At 68.5% G+C, this 19,169-nt stretch carries 17 protein-coding genes and 2 tRNA genes; 9 read left to right on the top strand and 10 right to left on the bottom strand.

Features of this window, described 5'->3' with window-relative positions:
- Positions 1-142 precede the first annotated feature (142 nt).
- On the bottom strand, positions 143-853 hold the full coding sequence (locus FBT96_RS06215; RefSeq protein ID WP_136905458.1) for an HAD family hydrolase: 711 nt from the start codon (positions 851-853) through the stop codon (positions 143-145).
- A gap of 173 nt (positions 854-1,026) precedes the next feature.
- On the opposite strand from FBT96_RS06215, the gene clpS reads away from it, so the two are divergent.
- Positions 1,027-1,380, top strand: coding sequence for an ATP-dependent Clp protease adapter ClpS (clpS, locus tag FBT96_RS06210; protein WP_023921033.1), 354 nt, complete (start codon positions 1,027-1,029; stop codon positions 1,378-1,380).
- Between the two features lie 21 nt (positions 1,381-1,401).
- Positions 1,402-2,466 (top strand): class I SAM-dependent methyltransferase, encoded by a 1,065-nt coding sequence (locus tag FBT96_RS06205; RefSeq protein ID WP_136905457.1) that lies wholly within the window; start codon positions 1,402-1,404, stop codon positions 2,464-2,466.
- 18 nt (positions 2,467-2,484) lie between these two features.
- Here FBT96_RS06205 and FBT96_RS06200 read toward each other — a convergent pair whose 3' ends face one another.
- Positions 2,485-2,886, bottom strand: coding sequence for a hypothetical protein (locus FBT96_RS06200; protein ID WP_023921029.1), 402 nt, complete (start codon positions 2,884-2,886; stop codon positions 2,485-2,487).
- A 204-nt stretch (positions 2,887-3,090) separates the two neighbouring features.
- Between FBT96_RS06200 and FBT96_RS06195 the strand changes: the two genes are divergently transcribed.
- Positions 3,091-5,076, top strand: coding sequence for a DEAD/DEAH box helicase (locus tag FBT96_RS06195; protein WP_136905456.1), 1,986 nt, complete (start codon positions 3,091-3,093; stop codon positions 5,074-5,076).
- Positions 5,077-5,146: 70 nt separating this feature from the next.
- Here the strand turns inward: FBT96_RS06195 and hemE are convergent, their stop codons facing one another.
- Positions 5,147-6,181, bottom strand: coding sequence for a uroporphyrinogen decarboxylase (gene hemE, locus FBT96_RS06190; protein WP_136905455.1), 1,035 nt, complete (start codon positions 6,179-6,181; stop codon positions 5,147-5,149).
- Positions 6,182-6,300: 119 nt separating this feature from the next.
- On the opposite strand from hemE, the gene hemC reads away from it, so the two are divergent.
- The 3 genes from hemC (at position 6,301) to FBT96_RS06175 (ending at position 9,968) form a co-directional block, all read left to right on the top strand.
- Positions 6,301-7,245 carry a hydroxymethylbilane synthase gene (hemC, locus tag FBT96_RS06185; RefSeq protein WP_169583253.1) on the top strand — a complete coding sequence of 315 codons (945 nt, stop codon included), beginning with the start codon at positions 6,301-6,303 and terminating at the stop codon, positions 7,243-7,245.
- 105 nt (positions 7,246-7,350) lie between these two features.
- On the top strand, positions 7,351-8,727 hold the full coding sequence (locus FBT96_RS06180; protein ID WP_136905453.1) for an FAD-binding oxidoreductase: 1,377 nt from the start codon (positions 7,351-7,353) through the stop codon (positions 8,725-8,727).
- Between the two features lie 38 nt (positions 8,728-8,765).
- On the top strand, positions 8,766-9,968 hold the full coding sequence (locus FBT96_RS06175; protein ID WP_136905452.1) for an MFS transporter: 1,203 nt from the start codon (positions 8,766-8,768) through the stop codon (positions 9,966-9,968).
- A gap of 39 nt (positions 9,969-10,007) precedes the next feature.
- Here the strand turns inward: FBT96_RS06175 and FBT96_RS06170 are convergent, their stop codons facing one another.
- Positions 10,008-10,715 carry an arylesterase gene (locus FBT96_RS06170; RefSeq protein ID WP_249306335.1) on the bottom strand — a complete coding sequence of 236 codons (708 nt, stop codon included), beginning with the start codon at positions 10,713-10,715 and terminating at the stop codon, positions 10,008-10,010.
- Here FBT96_RS06170 and FBT96_RS06165 point away from each other — a divergent pair.
- Together FBT96_RS06165 and FBT96_RS06160 are read left to right on the top strand one after the other, a co-directional pair.
- Entirely contained in the window at positions 10,705-11,373 is a 669-nt protein-coding gene (locus tag FBT96_RS06165) for an ABC transporter ATP-binding protein (RefSeq protein WP_136905451.1), read from the top strand. The genes FBT96_RS06170 and FBT96_RS06165 overlap by 11 nt on opposite strands.
- Positions 11,370-13,877, top strand: a complete 2,508-nt coding sequence (locus FBT96_RS06160; protein WP_136905450.1) for an ABC transporter permease — start codon at positions 11,370-11,372, stop codon at positions 13,875-13,877. The genes FBT96_RS06165 and FBT96_RS06160 overlap by 4 nt, the downstream gene beginning before the upstream one ends.
- Positions 13,878-13,937: 60 nt before the next feature.
- On the opposite strand, the gene FBT96_RS06155 is transcribed toward FBT96_RS06160, so the two are convergent.
- Both FBT96_RS06155 and FBT96_RS06150 read right to left on the bottom strand, forming a co-directional pair.
- Positions 13,938-14,405 (bottom strand): transglycosylase SLT domain-containing protein, encoded by a 468-nt coding sequence (locus FBT96_RS06155; RefSeq protein WP_136905449.1) that lies wholly within the window; start codon positions 14,403-14,405, stop codon positions 13,938-13,940.
- Positions 14,406-14,515: 110 nt separating this feature from the next.
- Positions 14,516-16,936 carry a heavy metal translocating P-type ATPase gene (locus tag FBT96_RS06150; RefSeq protein ID WP_136905448.1) on the bottom strand — a complete coding sequence of 807 codons (2,421 nt, stop codon included), beginning with the start codon at positions 16,934-16,936 and terminating at the stop codon, positions 14,516-14,518.
- A 130-nt stretch (positions 16,937-17,066) separates the two neighbouring features.
- On the opposite strand from FBT96_RS06150, the gene FBT96_RS06145 reads away from it, so the two are divergent.
- Positions 17,067-17,276 carry a YgaP family membrane protein gene (locus tag FBT96_RS06145; protein WP_136905447.1) on the top strand — a complete coding sequence of 70 codons (210 nt, stop codon included), beginning with the start codon at positions 17,067-17,069 and terminating at the stop codon, positions 17,274-17,276.
- Positions 17,277-17,409: 133 nt separating this feature from the next.
- Here the strand turns inward: FBT96_RS06145 and hisH are convergent, their stop codons facing one another.
- From hisH to FBT96_RS06125, 4 genes are all read right to left on the bottom strand, one after another.
- A complete protein-coding gene (hisH, locus tag FBT96_RS06140) occupies positions 17,410-18,051 on the bottom strand; it encodes an imidazole glycerol phosphate synthase subunit HisH (protein WP_136905446.1) in 642 nt (213 codons plus the stop codon).
- On the bottom strand, positions 18,051-18,638 hold the full coding sequence (gene hisB, locus FBT96_RS06135) for an imidazoleglycerol-phosphate dehydratase HisB (protein WP_136905445.1): 588 nt from the start codon (positions 18,636-18,638) through the stop codon (positions 18,051-18,053). Before hisB ends, hisH begins: the two co-directional genes overlap by 1 nt.
- A gap of 103 nt (positions 18,639-18,741) precedes the next feature.
- Positions 18,742-18,816: transfer RNA gene (locus FBT96_RS06130), tRNA-Gly, on the bottom strand.
- Between the two features lie 54 nt (positions 18,817-18,870).
- Positions 18,871-18,945: transfer RNA gene (locus FBT96_RS06125), tRNA-Gly, on the bottom strand.
- Positions 18,946-19,169: the final 224 nt, after the last annotated feature.

The raw sequence follows: 19,169 nt of genomic DNA, 5'->3' as shown, positions 1-19,169 counted from the left end.
TTAGCACGGCTTCCCGGTGCTGAAAACCACGAAGATTCAAAGGCTTCAACTGAGGCGTTCGTGCAACGCAGGGCTGAATTCCGTCAACATGTTGCGGCGGCGGCGGGGATGCATGCCAGAGGTTGTGGTTGCCCGGCGCCGATCAGCTTTTGGCGGCTGCCTCGATCGCGCCGACAAGCCCCGTCAGCCCGCCCAGATCCGGCAGCGCGGCAAAGCGCGGATGCGCCGCGGGCGGGGCCGCATGTTCCAGCGCCCAGGTCATCTCGTGCGGCACATGCACGCCCCAGCCGCCCGCCTCGAGCATCGGCAGCACGTCGGATTTCAGCGAATTGCCCACCATCAGCCCCTGATCGGCGCCGGTGCCGTGCCGCGCGAAGACCGCGCGGTAGGTGTCGGGGCGCTTGTCCGAGACGATCTCGACCGCGTCGAAAAGATCGCCGAGGCCCGATTGCGCCAGCTTGCGTTCCTGATCGAGCAGATCGCCCTTGGTCACCAGCACCAGCCGGTAGCGGTCCGACAGCGCCTCGACCGCTTCGCGGGCATGGGGCAGGATCTCGATCGGATGCGCCAGCATCTCGCGCCCGGCCGCCAGGATCTCGCCGATCACCGCGGCGGGCACGCGGCCCGCGCTGACCTCGATCGCGGTCTCGATCATCGACAGGGTGAAGCCCTTGACGCCAAATCCATAGGCGCCGACGTTGCGGCGCTCGGCGGCCAGCAGGCGCTGTTCCAGATCCGCGGTCTCGGCGTGATCGGCCAGCAGGTCGTGAAACCGCGCCTGGGTCAGGCGAAAGAACCGCTCGTTGTGCCAAAGCGTGTCATCGGCGTCGAAGCCGATCGTGGTCAGGGTCATCGGGGCTCTCCTTGCGCGGTCAACCTGACGCCGGGGCGCGCGGTTGGCAAGATGCGCCGCACTGGCTTTTCTTGCCGCGCCATGGTCCTATATTGATCCCCGGATCCACGATTCCCTGCGATCATGGATATTTGACACCGATTCGACCCTTTCGACACTGCGGAGGACTGCCCGTGCTTCACCCTCTTTACCTCAGCGCCCCTCGCGCCGGAGACGGCGAGGGGGATGGTACGGGCGAGGCCGGACTTGCGGTCAAGACCGCGCCCCGCACGGCCCGGCCGCCGATGTACAAGGTCATGCTGCTGAACGACGATTACACGCCGATGGAATTTGTCGTGCACATTCTGGAGCGCTTTTTCGGCATGACCCATGCCCAGGCCTTCGAGATCATGCTGACCGTGCACAAGAAGGGGCTGGCCGTCGTCGGCGTCTATTCCTTCGAGGTGGCCGAGACCAAGGTCTCGCAGGTGATGGATTTTTCCCGCCGTCACCAGCACCCGCTGCAATGCACCATGGAAAAGGAGTGAGGGGGGCACCCCTCCGATCTGATGAGCCATCCCCGTTTGTCGCTGGCGCTTGAGGCGCCCGAAGCTTTGCCGTCCGAAGGGCGGATCGTCGTTTACCGTCCCACCGCCGAGACCGACCTGTCCGATCTGCCAAAGGACCGGCTGCAGCTGGTGCAGGGGTTCTGCCCCGATCATGTGGCGCTGGCCGCGCGCGGCCATGCCGTCGCGCCCGCGACCGAGGAGCGCGGTTTTGCCGCGGCCGTGATCTTCGTGCCGCGCGCCAAGGCCGAGGCGCGGGCGCTGCTGGCCGAGGCTTGCGCCCGCGTCGTGCCGGGCGGGCCGATCTGGGTCGACGGGCTGAAGACCGACGGCATCGATTCGCTGCTGAAAGATCTGCGCGCGCTCGTGCCGATCTCGGAGCCGATCGCCAAGGCGCATGGCAAGATCTTCCGCTTTGCCGCCACGCCGGGCGCGCTGGCGGGCTGGGAGGCGCGGCCGCTGCAGCCCGCGCCCGGCTTCACCACGCTGCCCGGGGTGTTTTCGGCCGATGGCATCGACCGCGGCTCGGCGCTGCTCGCCGCCTGCCTGCCCGAGACGCTGCCCGCAAGGGTGGTCGATCTGGGCGCGGGCTGGGGCTGGCTTGCGGCGCAGGTTCTGACGCGCAAGGGGGTCGAGCAGATCGACCTGATCGAGGCGGACCATGCCGCGCTGGACTGCGCGACGCGCAACGTGACCGATCCGCGGGCGCGGTTTCATTGGGCCGATGCGACGCAGGTGAAGCTGGAGACGCGTCCGATGGCCGTGGTGATGAACCCGCCCTTCCACACCAGCCGCGCCGCCGATCCGGGGCTGGGCGTGGCCTTCATCCGCGCCGCGGCGGGGCTTTTGTCGCTCTCGGGGACGCTCTGGATGGTGGCGAACCGGCATCTGCCCTATGAAGCCGTGCTGCGCGAATGCTTCCACGAGGTGACGGAAATCACCCCGCCCAGCGGCCGCGACGGCGCCTTCCGCATCTTCCGGGCCGAGCGTCCGGTGGCGCATGCGACGAAACCGGCCAAGCCCGCGCCCGATCCCGCCGCGCGCCGGGTGGTGCGGCGGCGGCGCTGACAGCTGGCGCGAGGGGGCCTATTCCTCGGGATAGGCCGCCTTGCAGGCGCGGATCGCGGCATTGGCGACGGGGGTCAGCTCGTCGATCTTGTCGCGCAGCCCGTCGCGCTTGCGCCGTTCCGAGACCGGATCGATCGCCACTTCGCGGGTGCGGGTGACGGTGTAATCTTCCATGCACATGCGCGGCTTTTCGATCACCGTGCCGTTGCCGCGGCGGATCACGTCGGTGCCGCATTGTTCCCAGCGCGTCATCGGCACGTCGTAATCCTCATAGGCGTAGCCGCGCGCCAGATTGCCCTCGACCTCGTCGAGCATGTCCTGCAGATGCCGGATCTCGCGGGTTTCGCGGTTGATACATTGTTCCTGCGGCGTGCCGCAGGCGGCCAGAGCCAGAACACCGAACACGATCAGCTTGCGCATGGAACCCTCCGTTTGCGGCATTCTTGCGCCCGCGGCGCAAAAAGGCAACCGGGGAGGGGGGCTCTGCCCCCCGGCTGCGCCGCCCCCCGGGATATTTGGCCAAGGTGAAAGCGGGATATTTGCCGTGATGCCAGAACGGGGCTTTCCTTTCGGGGAGATTGGGCGTATGGGCTGCGCTTTGATTGTAGCGAAAGCCCCCCCCATATGACCGACTTCCCCCATCTTCCCGCGGCGCTTGCCGAGGCTCTGTCCGCGCGGGGCTATGATGCCCTGACGCCCGTTCAGGACGCGGTGACGCGCCCCGAGCTGGCCGGACGGGATCTCCTCGTCTCGGCGCAGACGGGGTCGGGCAAGACGGTGGCGTTCGGGCTGGCGATCTCGGCCGAGCTTTTGGGCGAAAACGGCATTTCGCCTTATCCGGATCTGCCGCGCGCGCTGGTTGTCGCGCCGACGCGCGAATTGGCCGTGCAGGTCAGCCGCGAGCTGAGCTGGCTTTACGAAAAGGCGGGGGCGGTGATCACCGGCGCCGTCGGCGGCATGGATGCCCGCGCCGAGCGCCGGGCGCTGGAACGCGGCGCGCATATCGTTGTGGGCACGCCCGGGCGGATCTGCGATCACATCCGCCGCGGCGCGCTGGATCTGTCGGCGCTCTCGGCCGTCGTCTTGGACGAGGCCGACGAGATGCTCGACATGGGCTTCCGCGAAGATCTGGAATTCATTCTGGAATCCGCGCCCGAGGGGCGTCGCACGCTGATGTTTTCGGCGACGGTCCCGCGCGAGATCGAGCGGCTGGCGCAGACCTTCCAGCGCGAGGCGGAGCGGATTTCCACCGTGTCGTCGCGCGAAAGCCATGCCGATATCGACTATCGCGGCGTGCTGGTGGACCGGTCCGACCGGGAAAACGCCATCGTCAACCTGCTGCGCCTGCACGAGGCCGAGCGCGCCATCGTGTTCTGCTCGACCCGGGCGGCGGTGACGCATCTGACGGGCAAGCTTCTGAACCGGGGCTTCTCGGTCGTGGCGCTGTCGGGGGAGCTGACGCAGGACGAACGTTCGCGCGCGCTGCAGATGATGCGCGATGGCCGGGCGCGGGTCTGCATTGCGACCGACGTCGCCGCGCGCGGCATCGACCTGCCGGGGCTGGAGCTGGTGATTCACGCCGATCTGCCGATGAACCGCGAGGGGCTGTTGCACCGCTCGGGCCGCACCGGCCGGGCCGGGCGCAAGGGGCTGTCGGCGATTGTCGTGCCGCTGAACGTGCGCGCCAAGGCCGAGCGGCTGCTGCGCGAGGCGCAGGTCTCGGTGACCTGGGAAGGGGCGCCGACGCCCGAGGATATTCTGGCCCGCGATCAGGAACGTCTGCTGACGGAACCGGCGCTGGTCGAGCCCGCGACGGCCGAGGAATTTGACGCCATCGCCCGGCTTTTGGAAACGCATGAGCCGAAGCAGCTGGCCGCCGCCGTGCTGCGCCATTTCCGCGCCGCCCGCACCGCGCCCGAGGATGTGATCGCCGTCACCGTGGGCGAGGGGCCGAAGCCCCGCGCGCGCGAGGAATTCGGCGCCGCGCGCTGGTATCGGCTCTCGATGGGTCATGACCAGTGGGTTGATCCGAAATGGCTTTTGCCGATGCTGTGCCGCGCGGGCGATCTGACCCGGCGCGACATCGGGATGATCCGGGTGATGCAGCAAGAGACCTTCGTGCAGATCCATGAATCGATGGCCGACCGCTTCGAGGCGGGTCTGGGCGCCGACCGGGTGATGGAAGGCAAATGCACGGTGGAAAATCTGCCGGGCATGCCCGAGGGCCTCGACCGTCCGGCGCCGAAGCCTGACCGCTGGACCAAGACCGGCGATCGCAAGCCCTACGAGAAGAAACCCTATGCGCCGCGCGGCAGCTATGGCGACAAGCCCGCGCTGAAGCCGCATCGCAAGGGCCCGCCGCGCGAAGAGGGGGCCGAGCGCCCCGAACGCGCCGAGCGGTTCGAGAAAGCCGAGCGTCCGGCCCGCAAGCCCGTGGGCGACGCCCCGGCGCCGAAACCCCGCAAGGCCGCCCCCTGGGCGCGCGAAGGCGGCCATGGCGCCGCCGCGAAAGAGGGCAAACCGGCGCCGAAATACGGCGCGAAAAGCTTTGCCAAGCCGGGCGCGAAACCCGCGGGCAAGCCCGGCCCGAAAAAACCGCGCAGCTTCTGAACCGCTGCGCCAGACATGCAAAGGGGGCCTCGCGGCCCCCTTTTTCTTGGTCCAAATACGCCCTGCGCGCTCAGCCCTTGCGGATGGTTTCCATCAGCAGGGTGACGTTGTCCGGGTTCGCCTCGGGGGTGATGCCATGGCCGAGGTTGAAGATATGGGGCCCGTTCTTGAACGCGGCGACGACCTTTTTCGTCGCTTCGACAAGGGCTTCGCCGCCGGTCACCATGTAGGACGGGTCAAGGTTGCCCTGCACGCAGGTCTTGCCCATCTGCACATTCGCCGCCGCCCAGTCGGGCGAAACCGAATTGTCGATGGCGACGCAATCCGCCCCGGTCTTCTCGGCGAAGCCGATGTAACCATTGCCCGCCTCGCGCGGGAAGGCGATGACCGGCAGGCCGGGGAAGCGGCGCTTCATCTCGGCGGTGATGATCCGGGCGGGCTCGACCGCGAAATCCTCGAAATCCTGGCCCTTGAGCGACCCGGCCCAGCTGTCGAAGAGCTTGACCACTTCGCAGCCCGCCTCGACCTGTTTCGAGAGGTATTCGATCGTCGCCACGGTCACCGCATCGATCAGCGCCGAGAAGGCCGCCCGGTCGGTGTCCTTGAACTTGTGCGCGGCGGCCTGATCCTTCGAGCCGCGGCCCGCGATCATGTAGGTGGCCACGGTCCAGGGCATGCCCGCAAAGCCGATGAAGGTGGTTTCCTTCGGCAGCTCGCGCGACAGGATCTTGCAGGTCTCATAGACCGGGGCAAGCTTCTCGTGGATGTCGTCCTTGCCCTTCAGGCCCTTGACGCCCTCCATCGAGGTCACGGTGGACATCCGGGGGCCTTCCCCGGTTTCAAACCACAGATCCAGCCCAAGCGCCTGCGGCAGCAGCAGAATGTCGGCAAACAGGATCGCCGCGTCAAAGCCGTAACGGCGGATCGGCTGCAGCGTCACCTCGGCGGCCAGGTCCGGCGTGTAGCACAGCGAGAGGAAATCGCCCGCCTGCGCGCGGGTGGCGCGGTATTCGGGCAGATAACGGCCCGCCTGCCGCATCAGCCACACCGGCGGCGTGGAAAGAACTTCGCCCTTGAGGGCGCGCAGGATCGTCTTGTCGGTCATTTGGAGGGCCTCCTTCTTGCCCCTTAACAGCGTCCCCTGCGGCTGAATGTCAAGCACTGTTGACACTTGTAAAGCTTGCGCGGGCAATCTGACGCGGTTATGCCAAGCGCATGGAACAGATGCCCTCGCCCAACGCCCCGCTGAAGATCGGCACCCGCGGCAGCCCTCTGGCGCTCGCGCAAGCCTTTGAGACCCGCTCGCGGCTCATGGCCGCCTTCGATCTGCCCGAAGAGGCCTTCGAGATCGTCGTGATCAAGACCTCGGGCGACAACGCGGCGCTGATCGCCGCCGACAAGCCTTTGAAAGAGGTGGGGGGCAAGGGCCTTTTCACCAAGGAAATCGAAGAGGCGATGCTGGCGGGCTCGATCGACATCGCCGTGCATTCGATGAAGGACATGCCGACGCTTCAGCCCGAGGGGCTGATCCTCGACTGCTACCTGCCGCGCGAAGACACCCGCGATGCCTTCGTCTCGATGAAATACAACTCGCTCGCCGAGCTGCCCGAGGGCGCGGTGGTGGGCACCTCCAGCTTGCGCCGTCGCGCGCAACTTGCGGCGCGCCGCCCCGATCTGAAGATGGTCGAATTCCGCGGCAACGTGCAGACGCGGATGAAGAAACTGGGCGAAGGCGTGGCCGATGCCACTTTCCTCGCGCTCGCCGGTCTGAACCGTCTGGGCATGTCCGACGTCGCGAAATCCGCGATCGAGCCCGAAGACATGCTGCCCGCCGTGGCGCAGGGCTGCATCGGGATCGAACGCCGCGAGGCCGATACCCGCGCGAAGATGCTGCTCGATGCGATCCATCACGCGCCCTCGGGGCTGCGTCTGGCTTGCGAACGCAGCTTCCTTCTGACGCTCGACGGCTCCTGCGAGACCCCGATCGGCGGTCTTTCGGTGCTGGAAGGCGATCAGATCTGGCTGCGCGGCGAGATCCTGCGTCCCGATGGCTCCGAGACGATCACCGGCGAGATCCGTGGTCCGGCCGCCGATGGCGTGGCCCTTGGCGCGGAGCTGGCGAAGCAGCTGCTGGCCAAGGCGCCCGCGGATTTCTTCTGCTGGCGCTAAGCCTGCCGCCCCCGCGCAAAGGGCGTATTTGGGCCAAGAAGAAACCCATGCCGTTTCTTCTTGGTGCAAATACGCAAAAGCGCGGCCAAAGCCCCGGGCGATCCGATGGATCTTCTTGACCGTTTGAGCGAAATTCTCGGCCCTGCGCAGGTTCTGCGCGGGGCCGAAGCCTTGGCCCATGGCCGCGAATGGACCGGGCATTATACCTGGGAACCCCTGGCCGTTGTCCGCCCCGGCACGACCGAGGAGGTGGCGGCGGTCCTGCGGCTGGCGCATCAGACCGGCACGCCGGTCGTGCCCGTCGGCGGCAACACCGGGCTGAACGGCGGCACCTATGCGCCCGGCGCGCTGATGCTGTCGCTGGCCCGCATGACCCGCATCCGCGATCTGAACCCCGCCGCGCGGACGGTGGTGGCGGAAGCCGGGGTGGTGCTGGAAACCCTGCAGGATCTTGCCGCCGGGCAGGGGCTGGCCTTTCCGCTGAGCTTCGGGGCCAAGGGCTCGGCGATGGTGGGGGGATTTCTGTCCACCAATGCGGGCGGCTCGAATGTGCTGCGCTACGGCTCGGCCCGGGCCTTGTGTCTGGGGCTGGAGGTGGTTCTGGCCGATGGCCGGATCTGGCACGGGCTGACCGGCCTGCACAAGGACAACACCGGCTACGACCTGCGCGATCTGATCATCGGGGCCGAGGGGACCTTGGGCATCATCACCGCTGCCGTGCTGAAACTGGTGCCCGCGCCCACGGCCTACGCAACCGCGCTGGTCGGGCTGGAGAGCCTGTCCGAGGCGCTCGCGCTGCTCAACACCGTGCAATCCGGCACCGGCGGCGCGGTCGAGGCGTTTGAATTCATGCCCGACCGCTACATGGCGCGGCTTGCCCGGCTGAAACCGGCGCTCGCCTGTCCCTATGCCCCCCGCCCGGTCAATGTGCTGATCGAGACCGCGACGACCATTCCCGGCGCCCATCCGGTCGCCGCGCTGGAAGCCCTGCTGGGTGCCGCGCTGGAGGCGGGGCAGGTGACCGAAGCGGTGATCGCGCAATCGGCCACGCAGCGCCGCAAGCTGTGGGAGATGCGCGAATCGGCGGCCGAGATCACCTTCACCACGCCGGACATCGTCGATTGCGACATCGCCCTGCCGCTCGACCGGCTGGAGACTTTCCTGACCCGGATGACGCCCGTGCTGGCCGCGCTTGATCCCGGCGCCGAGGAGCTGGTGATCGCGCATCTGGGCGACGGCAACATCCATTACACCGCTTACCCCGCGCGTCCCGACCCCGGGCTGGCCAAGGCGATCCGTGCCCGGGTCAGCGCCGAGGCGGTCGCCCTGGGCGGCAGTTTCAGTGCCGAACACGGGGTGGGGATTTCGAAACGCGCCACCATGGCGGCGCATAAAGACCCGGTCGCGCTGGCGATGATGGCCGCGATCAAGGCGGCGCTCGACCCCAAGGGCCTCCTCAACCCCGGCAAGGTGCTGCCGTAGGGGGTTGAGAATCGCCTCTGCCAGGCGCATCAGGCCGCATGTCCCTCGCCGCCCCCTTCCGCCCGATCCTGCGCGACCGCACCCTGATGCTGGCCGCCGGCCTGCTTGTGCTTTTCGGCGCCCATGCCGCGACGATCGCGCCCTATGTGTCCTCGCTTGCCGTGAAGGTCTTCGGCCTCTCGGACCATGCGTTTTCGGCGCTGCTGATCCTGGCCTCGCTGGTCGCCGTCGCCACCTCGGTCGGCTTCGGCATTCTGGCCGATCAGCGCGCCAACCGCCGCGCCATCGCGCTGACCACCGTCACCGCGCTGACGCTGGGCACGGCGCTGATGGCCCTTGCCCCCGCCACCCCCGCCTTCGTTCTGGCCCATGCGCTGTTGCTGCCGATCTCCAGCGCGATCTTCGGGCAGATCTTCGCGCTTGCCCGCCTGGCCGCCACCACCCAGCCCGAGGCCGACCGGCCCGCGATCCTGTCGACCCTGCGCGCGCTTTTCGCGCTGCCCTGGGTCGTGGTGCTGCCGATCTGGTCGGTGGTGTTTCAGGGCGACACCCCCCTCACCGCGATCTATCCGGTCTGCCTTGTCTTGGCAGTGCTGATGCTGGGGCTGACCGTCCGGCTTTGGCCGCGCGACGGCGCAACCCATTGGGAAGACGTGCCCTCGGGCCTTTCGTTCCGCGAAGCGCTGACCGAGATCGCCCATCCGCAGGTGCTGATCCGGGTTCTGGCTTTGGGCACGATCAACGGCGCGGTGATGCTTTACATGGTCGTCGTCGGGCTGGTTTTCGCGGGCATTCCGTTTCGCGGCGCCTCTGACACCGCGCTTTACGCGGGCCTCATGGCCGGGCTTGAAGTGCCCTTCATGCTGGCGCTGCCCTTCGTTGCGACCAGGGTCAAACGCACCCATCTGATCGCGCTGGGCACGTTTCTCTACGCCGTCCATCTGGCGGGCATCCCGCTTCTGGCCGAGACCCCCGCCGTCTGGGCGTTGACGCTGTCTGGTGCGATCGGCGGCGCCATCGTGCTGACCCAGCCAATGGCCTATCTGCAGGACCTGATGGCCGAGCGCCCCGGCGCGGGCGCCTCGCTGATGGCGTTGCAAAAACTGGCGGGCGACGCCTTTTCCGCCACCTGCTTCGCGCTTGGCACCAGCCTTGGCGGCTATGGCCTTGCCGCCTTCCTTGGCGCGGCGCTTTCGCTGATCGGTGCCGCGCTGCTGATCGCGCTTGACCGCAACCGCTGATTTCTTCTTGGCCCAAATACGCCCTTGTCGACCGCGGTTTCAGGGCGCAGGCTTCACAAGGTCCAGCAAGTCCAATACCTTCGGCCCCAGGGCGCCGACCACCAGCCCCACCCCCCTGGCCGAGGGGTGGATGTTGTCGCCCTGCATCAGCCCCTCAGCCGCGCGTGCCTCGGGCGTCTTCGCGGCGATCGGCGCCAGCAGATCGGGCACCACGACGGCGCCATAGCGCGCCCCAAGCTCCGGCCAGATCGCATCGTAACCGGCCTGCCAGTCCGGGCCGTAATTGCCGGGCGCCTTCAACCCGACCAACGCCACCGGCAGCCCCCGCGCTTTCACCTCGGCCAGCATCGCGTCGAGGTTCGCGCGCGCCTGCGCGGGCGGCTGTCCGCGCAGCATGTCGTTGCCACCAAGCGCGATCATCACCGCATCGACCTCGGGCGTCAGTGACCAGCCCAGCCGCGCCCGCCCGCCCGATGTCGTGTCGCCCGACACCCCCGCATTGATCACCGTCACCTCGGCGCCCCGCGCCGTCAGCCAGGCCTGCAGCTGCGGCACCAGCCCCTGATCCGGATCCAGCCCGTAGCCCTGGGTCAGGCTGTCGCCCACGGCAAGCAGCGTCACCGGCTCGGCCGCCGCCGCGCCGCCGATCACAAGCGCGAAAATCCCCGCAAGCCCCGCCTTGCCCAGCCGCCGCCGCACCCCATATCCGACTGATCCCCTTTGCAGACAGGCCCAGATGACCGACATCGTTCTCTCCCTTGCCGACGCGCGATTGACCTTGGCCGGAAATGCCGGTCCCGTCGAGATCCTGCATGCCATCACGCTCGATATCCTGCGCGGCGAAAGCGTGGGGCTGGTGGGGCCGTCCGGGTCGGGCAAGTCGTCGCTCCTGATGCTGATGGGCGGGCTGGAACGCGCCACCTCGGGGCAGGTCATGGCGCTGGGCCGCGATCTGACCGCGCTGGGCGAGGATGATCTGGCCCGCTTCCGTCGCGGCAACATGGGGATCGTGTTCCAGTCTTTCCACCTCGTCCCCACGATGACCGCGCTGGAAAACGTCGCCCTGCCGCTGCAGATCGCCGGGGCAAAGGATGCATTGCCGCGCGCCGAGGCGGAACTGGCCCGGGTCGGGCTGGGCCATCGGCGCAACCATTATCCGTCGGAAATGTCGGGCGGCGAGCAGCAGCGCGTGGCGCTGGCCCGCGCCGTCGCGCCGCGCCCGGCGATCCTTCTGGCCGACGAACCGACCGGCAATCTCGATGCGGCGAATGGTGCGGCGATCATCGAGCTTCTGTTCACCCTGCAGGCGGAAACCGGGGCGACGCTGGTGCTGGTCACCCATGCCCCGGATCTTGCCGCGCGCTGCAGCCGTCTGGTGCGTCTGACGGACGGGCGGCTGGCATGAGGCTCGCCCTGTCCATCGCCCGCGCGGAACTGCGCAGCGGAATCAAGGGGTTCCGGATCTTTCTTCTGTGCCTGATGCTGGGCGTGGCGGCCATCGCCGCCGTCGGCCTGGTGCGCGAGGCGATCCGGGCGGGGCTTTCCGATCAGGGCGCGGTGCTTCTGGGCGGGCAGGCGCAGCTGGAATTCACCTATCGGCGTGCGACCGGCCCCGAGCGCGACTGGATCGCGGCGCAGGGCGAGCGGATCTCGGAGGTGGTCGATCTGCGCTCGATGGCCAGCACGGGCGACGGCGCGGAAACCGCGCTGACGCAGCTCAAGGGGGTGGACGAAAACTGGCCGCTCGTCGGGCAGGTGGTGCTGGATCCGCCGGTGGGCACATCCGCGCTGGCGGGGCAGGGCGGTCTGCCCGGTGCTTTCCTTGATCCGGTGCTGGCCGAGCGTCTGGCGCTGCAACCGGGCGACCGCTTCAAGCTGGGCGGGCAGGCGTTCGTTTTCATGGCGCGGCTCTTGCGCGAACCCGATGCGGGCGGGGCGGGCATGGCCTTTGGCGCGCGCTCGGTGGTGGCGCTTTCGGCGCTGGAACGCACGCCGCTCCTGAACCCCGGCTCGCTTTACGAAACGCAATACCGCCTGACCCTGCCCGAGGGGCAAAGCCTGCCCGCGCTCAAATCCGCGGCGCAAAAGCGCTTCGAGGGCGCCGGGATGCGCTGGAGCGATGCGCGCCGCGCCGCCCCCTCGGTCGAGCGGTTCACCGACCGGCTCGGCTCTTTCCTGGTGCTGGTGGGGCTCGCCGGGCTGGCCGTGGGGGGCGTCGGCATCTTTGCCACGGTGCAGGCCTGGATCGCGCGCAAGGCCGCCACCATCGCCACGCTGCGGGCGCTGGGCGCCTCGGGGGCGACGATCCGCGGTGCGTTTCTGATCCAGCTCGCCGCGTTGACGGCGCTGGGGGTGACGGCGGGGCTGGCGCTGGCCGCGGCGCTGGTGCTGGCGGCGCAGGGCCCGATTGCCGCCGCGATGCCGGTGCCGGTCACGGTGACGCTTGCCGCCCGCCCGCTGCTCGAGGCCGCGCTTTACGGCACGCTGACGGCGGCGATCTTCGCGCTTTGGCCTTTGGCGCAGCTGTCCGAACTGCGCGCCGCCACGCTTTACCGCGAGGCGCAGACGGCCCGGCGCGGCCTGCCGGGCTGGGGGATGCTGGTGCTGATCGGCGCGCTGACGGCCATGCTGCTGGGCGCGGCGGTGGCGTTTTCGGGCCTGCCCGCGCTGACGCTGGGCACTTTGGGCGGCGTTGCCGGGGCGCTTGTGGCGTTGGCGCTGGCGGCCGCGGGCATCCGCCGTCTGGCCCGGCGCCTTGGCCCGCGCAGCGCGCGGTTTCCGGCGCTGCATGCGGCGCTGGCCGCCATCGGTGCGCCGCGATCCGAGGCGACGGCGGTCATTCTGGCGCTGGGCCTTGGGCTGTCGGTTCTGGCCGCGGTCGGTCAGGTCGAAAGCGGGCTGCGCGGCGCCATCGCGAAAGACCTGCCGAAACTCGCCCCCGCCTTCTTCCTGATGGACATTCCGCCGCCCGAACGCGCCGCGCTGGTGGACCGGATGCAGGATTTCGCGGGCGTCTCGCGCGTCGATACCGTGCCGATGCTGCGCGGCATCCTGACGAAGATCAACGGCGAGGACGCGCGCAAGGTCGCGGGCGAGCATTGGGTGCTGCGCGGCGACCGTGGCGTGACCTTTGCGGACGCCCCGCGCGAGAAACTGACCGAGGGGCAATGGTGGCCCAAGGATTACGCCGGGCCGCCGCTGGTCTCGGTCTCGGCCAAGGAGGCCGCGGAACTGGGGCTGAAGCTGGGCGACCGGCTGACGGTGAACATTCTTGGGCGGGATATCGAGGCCGGGATCGCCTCGTTCCGCGATGTCGATTTTTCGACGATGGGGATCGGTTTCGTGCTGACCTTTTCGCCCAATGCGCTTTCGGGGGCGCCGCATACCGAACTGGCGACGATCTACGCGCCCCCCGCGGACGAGGCGCCGATCCTGCGCGCGCTCTCGAAAGACTTCCCGACCGTCACCGCCATTCCGGTGCGCGAGGCGATGGCGCGGGTCAGTGACGCGCTGGCCTCGATCGCGCAGGCGGTGGCTTTGGCGGCCTCGGTCACGCTGCTGACCGGCTTCACCGTGCTTCTGGGCGCGGCGGCGGCGGGCGAAGAGGCCCGCGCGCGGGAAGCCGCGCTGCTCAAGGTGCTGGGCGCGACGCGCGGGCTGATCCTTTGGTCCTTTGCGCTGCGGGCGCTGATCCTTGGCGCGGCCTCGGGGGCGATTGCGGTGGCGGTGGGGGCCCTGGCCGGATGGGCGGTGCTGCGCTTCGTGATGGAGGCGTCGTTCCGCTTCGATCCGGTCTCGGCCGGGGGGATCGTTTTGGGCGGCATGGTGGCGGTGCTGGCGGCGGGCACGCTGTTCGCGGCGCGCCCGCTCTCGGTGCGGCCGGCGCAGGTGCTGCGGGCACAGGATTAAGACGGAAAAACCCCGCGGGACAGGGTCCGGCGGGGCTTTTCAGGCAGATCTGGCGGCGGTTCAGGCGAGCCCGACGTCTTCCAGAATGCCGCGGCGCTTGGCTTCGTAGTAATAGCCCTTGGCATACCAGCTTACGGCGCGGCTTTCGCTGCCATCGGCGCACATCCAGGCGCCGCGCAGGTATTTCACCCCGTATTTCAGGTTCGTATCCGCATCGAGCAGATCCGCGGCAGAGCCGTCAAAGCCCATCGTGCCCGCGGTGCGCGGATGGATCTGCATCAGCCCGTAATAGGGGCCGTTGCGGGCGCCCGGATTGTAGCCGCTTTCGCGCTGCACGATCCGGTGCACCAGGCTGCGCGGCACGTCGTAATGATCGGCCCAGCGGTTGATCTTCGCCCGCATCGCGGGGCTTTCACCGGCTTTCAGCAGGCCATCGGGCGGGTTTTTCGAAGATTGACGGCCCGTACCACAAGCCGAAAGCGCCAGGGCGGCACCAAAGCTCAACAGCAGGGATCGGCGGGACAGCATGTGGCCTCCAGTCGCTCACGGGTTCGTTTCAGCCCTGATACCGAGCCGTGATCCCTGCGGCAAAGGAATTTTCCACGCCCGGGCGACAATGGGCGGAGCTTCGCCGATGCTCAGGCGGCGGCGCGGCGCAATCTGAGGGCATTGGTGACGACGAAGACCGACGACAGCGACATCGCCGCGGCGGCCAGCATCGGCGACAGGCCAGGTCCGCCAAAGGGCACCAGAACGCCCATCGCGACCGGGATCAGCGCGGCGTTGTAGGCGAAGGCCCAGAACAGGTTCTGCCGGATGTTGCGCATCACCGCGCGCGAGAGCACCACCGCGCGGGCGGCCCCGCGCGGATCGGCGCCGACGATCACCACCTCGGCCGCCTCGATCGCGACATCGGTGCCAGATCCCAGCGCCAGCCCGACATCGGCCGCCGCAAGGGCAGGGGCGTCGTTGATCCCGTCGCCGACAAAGGCCACGGCGCCGGTGTCCTTCATCGCCGTCAGCGCCGCGACCTTGCCCGCGGGCAGCACGCCCGCGATGACGCGCGAAATGCCCAGCTGCCGCCCGACCGCCTCGGCCGTGGCCGCGACATCGCCCGAGATCATCGCCACGGCGATCCCCTCGCGCACCAGCGCCGCGACGGCCGCGGCGGCATGGGGTTTCAGCGGATCGGCGAGCGCCAGCACCGCGACGGGCATGCCATCCAGCGCCACAAGAACCGGGGTTTTGCCATCCTGCGCAAAGGTTTCGGCAGTCGCCAGCAGCGGGGCCGGGTCGATCGCGGCCTCGGTCAATGCGACGGCATTGCCGAGCAGGATCTGCCGCCCCTCGACCTCGGCCGACAGGCCCCGGCCGGGCGTCGCCACCACCTTGCGGGCGCGGGCGGGGGCGATCCCCGCCGCCTCGGCCGCCTGCACCAAGGCGCGGGCAAGCGGGTGCTCGGACCGCGCCTCGGCCCCGGCGGCCAGCCGCAAAAGATCCGCTTCGGTCAGGCCCGGAAGGACGAACAGATCGGTCAGCGCCGGGTGCCCCTCGGTCAGGGTGCCGGTCTTGTCGAAGGCAAGGGTTTTCACCTCGGCCAGCCGTTGCAGCGCATCGCCGCGCCGGAACAGAAGGCCCAGCTCCGCCCCCCGCCCGGTGCCGACCAGGATCGAGACCGGCGTCGCCAGCCCCATCGCGCAGGGGCAGGCGATGATCATCACCGAAATCGCCGCGACCAGCGCGGGCGCAAGCCCTTGCCCCAACGCGAACCAGACCGCGAAGGTCAGGGTGGACAGCGCCATCACCACCGGCACGAAGACCCGGGTGACTCGGTCGACCAGCGCCTGCACCGGCAATTTCTGCCCCTGCGCGGCTTCGACCAGCGCGATGATGCGCGAGAGCACCGTATCCGCCCCGGTCGCGGTGACGCGGTAAACCAGCGCCGAGGTGCCGTTCACCGTGCCCCCGGTGACCGGCTGGCCCGGGGCTTTCCCGACCGGGACGGGTTCGCCCGTCAGCATGCTTTCGTCCACGAATCCATGGCCTTCGGTGACGATCCCATCCACCGCGACCCGCCCGCCCGGGGCCAGCTCGACCAGATCGCCGGGGGCGAGTTCCGCGACGGGCAGCTCGACCGTGCCGCCCGGTCGCTGCACCCGCGCCGTGGCAGGGCGCAGCGCGACCAGCCGCGAGATCGCTTCGCCCGCCTGCCCCTTGGCCCGCGCCTCAAGCCAGCGGCCCAGCAGGATCAGCGTCACGATCACCGCCGCCGCCTCGAAATAAACGTCAAAGGTGCCGGGCGGCAGGATCTGCGGCACCAGCACGACCAGCGCCGAATAGCCCCAGGCGGCCAAGGCGCCAAGCGCGACAAGCGCGTTCATCTCGGGGGCAAGCCGAAACAGGGCAGGCAGGCCAAGGCGCAGGAAGACCCGCCCCGGAAAGGCCAGAACCAGCGTGGTGAAGAAGAATTGCAGGTTCTGCATCCCGTCCTCGCCGATGGCCCGGGCAAGTGCGTGGTGCAGCGGTGGGTAAAGATGCGGGCCCATGGCAAGGAAGAAGACCGGCGCGGTCAGAAGCGCCGACAGCAGGACCTGGCCCCTCAGCCGCGCGGCTTCCGCCGCCTGCCGCTCGGCCACCGGGGCGGGGGCGGGTGTGGCGCTGATCACCCGGGCCTGCACCCCAAGCGCGCCCAGGATCCGCACCAGCTCCGAGGGCGCCACCGCGCCCTGCGCATAGGAAATCCGCGCCGTGCCCTCGGGAAGGATCCGGACCGAGAGCACCCCGGGCGTCGCCTGCAACGCCGCCACAACCTTTCCGGCCTCGGGCGGGGCATCAAAGCCCAGACAGGTCTCGGCCTGCGCAATCGGATAGCCCGCCCGCGCCAGCGCCTCGGCCAGCGTCTCGGCGCTGGCGGGCGGCTCGAAGGCGACCCGGACCGAACGCGCCATCAGATTGGCCGCCGCCAGCGTGACCCCCGCTTCCGCCTGCAACGCCCGTTCCACCCGTCCGGTGCAGGCGCCGCAATGCATCCCCTCGACGATGAAGCTGGTGCTGGCCATGGCGCTCTCCCTTTGCCCTTCAGTTGCGCCGCCGCGCGGCAAGGTCAAGCGCTGAAATATTCGAGAACTTGAATTTGTAGGGCGGCGATGCTATCTGAGGGGCAATGACATCCGCAACCGGAGGCTTCCGATGACCCTTGACCGCGCCGTTCTTGTCTTTGCAGGGATCATGGTTCTGCTCAGCGTCGTGCTGACCTGGACCGTGTCGACGTATTTCCTGTGGTTCACCGTCTTCATCGGCCTGAACCTGATCCAGTCGGCCTTCACCGGCTTCTGCCCGGCCGCGATCGTTCTGGGCAAACTCGGCTTCCAGCCCGGCTGCGCCTTCGAGGCGAAGTAAACCTCGGGCTTGCTTTTATCTTGCTGCAAATATCCCGGGGGGCGTCCATTGGGGCGCCATTGGTTCAAGAACCAATGGACGACGGGGCGGAGCCCCCGCCGGGTCGCCTCGGCGAAAGCCGAGGCGAAATCCCTCACGGTTTCCAGCTCAGGAAATTCGAGAGGATCCGCAGCCCGGTGCGCTGCGATTTCTCCGGGTGGAACTGCGTGCCCACAATGTTGTCGCGCCCGACGATCGCGGTGATCGCGCCCGCATAATCGGCGTGCGCCAGCCGATGCGCCGGGTTTTCCACCACGAAATGATAGGAATGCACGAAATAGGCATGATCGCCCGTCGTGATGCCGTCAAGCACCGGATGGGCGTGATCCAGAACCAGATCGTTCCAGCCCATATGCGGCACCTTCAGCGTGGCATCGGTCGGCGCGATCCGCACCACCTCGCCGCCGATCCAGCCGAAACCCGGGGTGGGCTCGAATTCCAGCCCGCGCGTCGCCAGCATCTGCATGCCGATGCAGATCCCCATGAAGGGCACGGCGCGGCGGGTCACCGCCTCGTCCACCGCCTCGAACAGCCCGCTGTGCCGGATCAGCGCCGCCCGGCAGGACGGAAAGGCCCCGTCGCCCGGCAGCACGATCCGGTCGGCGCGCGCCACCACATCGGGCTCCGAGGTGACGACGACCGTGCCATGCCCGGCCTCGCGCGCCATGCGTTCAAAGGCCTTTTGCGCCGAATGCAGGTTGCCGCTTTCGTAATCGACCAGAACCGTCAGGCTCATCAGAGCGCCCCTTTCGTTGAGGGCAGAACGCCCGCCATCCGGGGATCGGGCTCGACCGCCATCCGCAACGCCCGGGCGACCGCCTTGAACGCGGCCTCGGCGATGTGGTGGCTGTTCACCCCATGCACGCGGTCGACATGCAGCGTGATCCCGCCATGCGTCGACAGCGCCTGAAAGAACTCGCGCACCAGCTCGCAATCGAAGCTGCCGATCTTTTGCGTCGGCAGATCGCAATTCCAGACCAGAAACGGCCGCGCCGACAGATCGAGCGCGCAAGCGACCTGCGCATCATCCATCGCAAGGACGAAATGCCCGTAGCGGCGGATGCCGCGCTTGTCGCCCAAAGCCGCGGTCAAGGCCTGGCCGAGCGCGATGCCCGTGTCCTCGACGGTGTGGTGATCGTCGATATGCAGATCGCCCTTGGCGGTGATGTCGAGATCGATCAGCGAATGCCGCGACAGCTGATCCAGCATGTGATCGAAAAAGCCGACGCCGGTGGCGTTCTTGTAGACCCCGGTGCCGTCAAGGTTCACCGTCACCGAGATCTCGGTCTCGGCGGTCTTGCGATGGATCGTGGCTGTCCGCATCGGCTGCTCCTGCTGGTTTCAGCGCCTTATAGGGCGGGCAGGGGCGGATGTTAAGCGGGAAGCCGAAAAGACGAAACCCTCCCCGAGGGGAGGGTTTTTCGTCTGGAGCGGGCGATGAGATTCGAACTCACGACCCTAACCTTGGCAAGGTTATGCTCTACCCCTGAGCTACGCCCGCTTCCTTGGCGATGGCCTTGCGGCCTGAGGTGCGGTCTTGCGACCGGGTTCCGATTGGAGCGGGCGATGAGATTCGAACTCACGACCCTAACCTTGGCAAGGTTATGCTCTACCCCTGAGCTACGCCCGCGCTGCCTTTCGGTGAGGGGGGATTTATGAAATCGCGCCGGGGCCTGCAAGAGGAAAATGCACGGTCGGACGAAAAACTGCCGCGAGACCCGAAACAGCCCCGGCGGCATCGGGAAACCGACTGCCGCGGATGCGGCGAAGACGCCGGGCGACGATCTGCTGTCGAAACGCTGTCTCGGGAGTGCCGGACCGGACCCGGGGGTCCTTCGGCCCCCGGGTCCGGTC

It is taken from the genome of Rhodobacter capsulatus (genome assembly GCF_005144475.1).
GTDB lineage: Bacteria > Pseudomonadota > Alphaproteobacteria > Rhodobacterales > Rhodobacteraceae > Rhodobacter > Rhodobacter capsulatus_C.
The sequence above is the reverse complement of the archived record's forward strand: the minus strand, read 5'-3'. Positions and strand labels throughout refer to the sequence as shown.

Coding starts and splice junctions, on each gene's coding strand:
- FBT96_RS06215 (WP_136905458.1), bottom strand. CDS start 853: ATGACCCTGACCACGATCGGCTTCGACGCCGATGACACGCTTTGGCAC.
- FBT96_RS06205 (WP_136905457.1), top strand. CDS start 1,402: ATGAGCCATCCCCGTTTGTCGCTGGCGCTTGAGGCGCCCGAAGCTTTG.
- FBT96_RS06200 (WP_023921029.1), bottom strand. CDS start 2,886: ATGCGCAAGCTGATCGTGTTCGGTGTTCTGGCTCTGGCCGCCTGCGGC.
- FBT96_RS06195 (WP_136905456.1), top strand. CDS start 3,091: ATGACCGACTTCCCCCATCTTCCCGCGGCGCTTGCCGAGGCTCTGTCC.
- hemE (WP_136905455.1), bottom strand. CDS start 6,181: ATGACCGACAAGACGATCCTGCGCGCCCTCAAGGGCGAAGTTCTTTCC.
- hemC (WP_169583253.1), top strand. CDS start 6,301: ATGCCCTCGCCCAACGCCCCGCTGAAGATCGGCACCCGCGGCAGCCCT.
- FBT96_RS06180 (WP_136905453.1), top strand. CDS start 7,351: ATGGATCTTCTTGACCGTTTGAGCGAAATTCTCGGCCCTGCGCAGGTT.
- FBT96_RS06175 (WP_136905452.1), top strand. CDS start 8,766: ATGTCCCTCGCCGCCCCCTTCCGCCCGATCCTGCGCGACCGCACCCTG.
- FBT96_RS06165 (WP_136905451.1), top strand. CDS start 10,705: ATGACCGACATCGTTCTCTCCCTTGCCGACGCGCGATTGACCTTGGCC.
- FBT96_RS06170 (WP_249306335.1), bottom strand. CDS start 10,715: ATGTCGGTCATCTGGGCCTGTCTGCAAAGGGGATCAGTCGGATATGGG.
- FBT96_RS06160 (WP_136905450.1), top strand. CDS start 11,370: ATGAGGCTCGCCCTGTCCATCGCCCGCGCGGAACTGCGCAGCGGAATC.
- FBT96_RS06155 (WP_136905449.1), bottom strand. CDS start 14,405: ATGCTGTCCCGCCGATCCCTGCTGTTGAGCTTTGGTGCCGCCCTGGCG.
- FBT96_RS06150 (WP_136905448.1), bottom strand. CDS start 16,936: ATGGCCAGCACCAGCTTCATCGTCGAGGGGATGCATTGCGGCGCCTGC.
- FBT96_RS06145 (WP_136905447.1), top strand. CDS start 17,067: ATGACCCTTGACCGCGCCGTTCTTGTCTTTGCAGGGATCATGGTTCTG.
- hisH (WP_136905446.1), bottom strand. CDS start 18,051: ATGAGCCTGACGGTTCTGGTCGATTACGAAAGCGGCAACCTGCATTCG.
- hisB (WP_136905445.1), bottom strand. CDS start 18,638: ATGCGGACAGCCACGATCCATCGCAAGACCGCCGAGACCGAGATCTCG.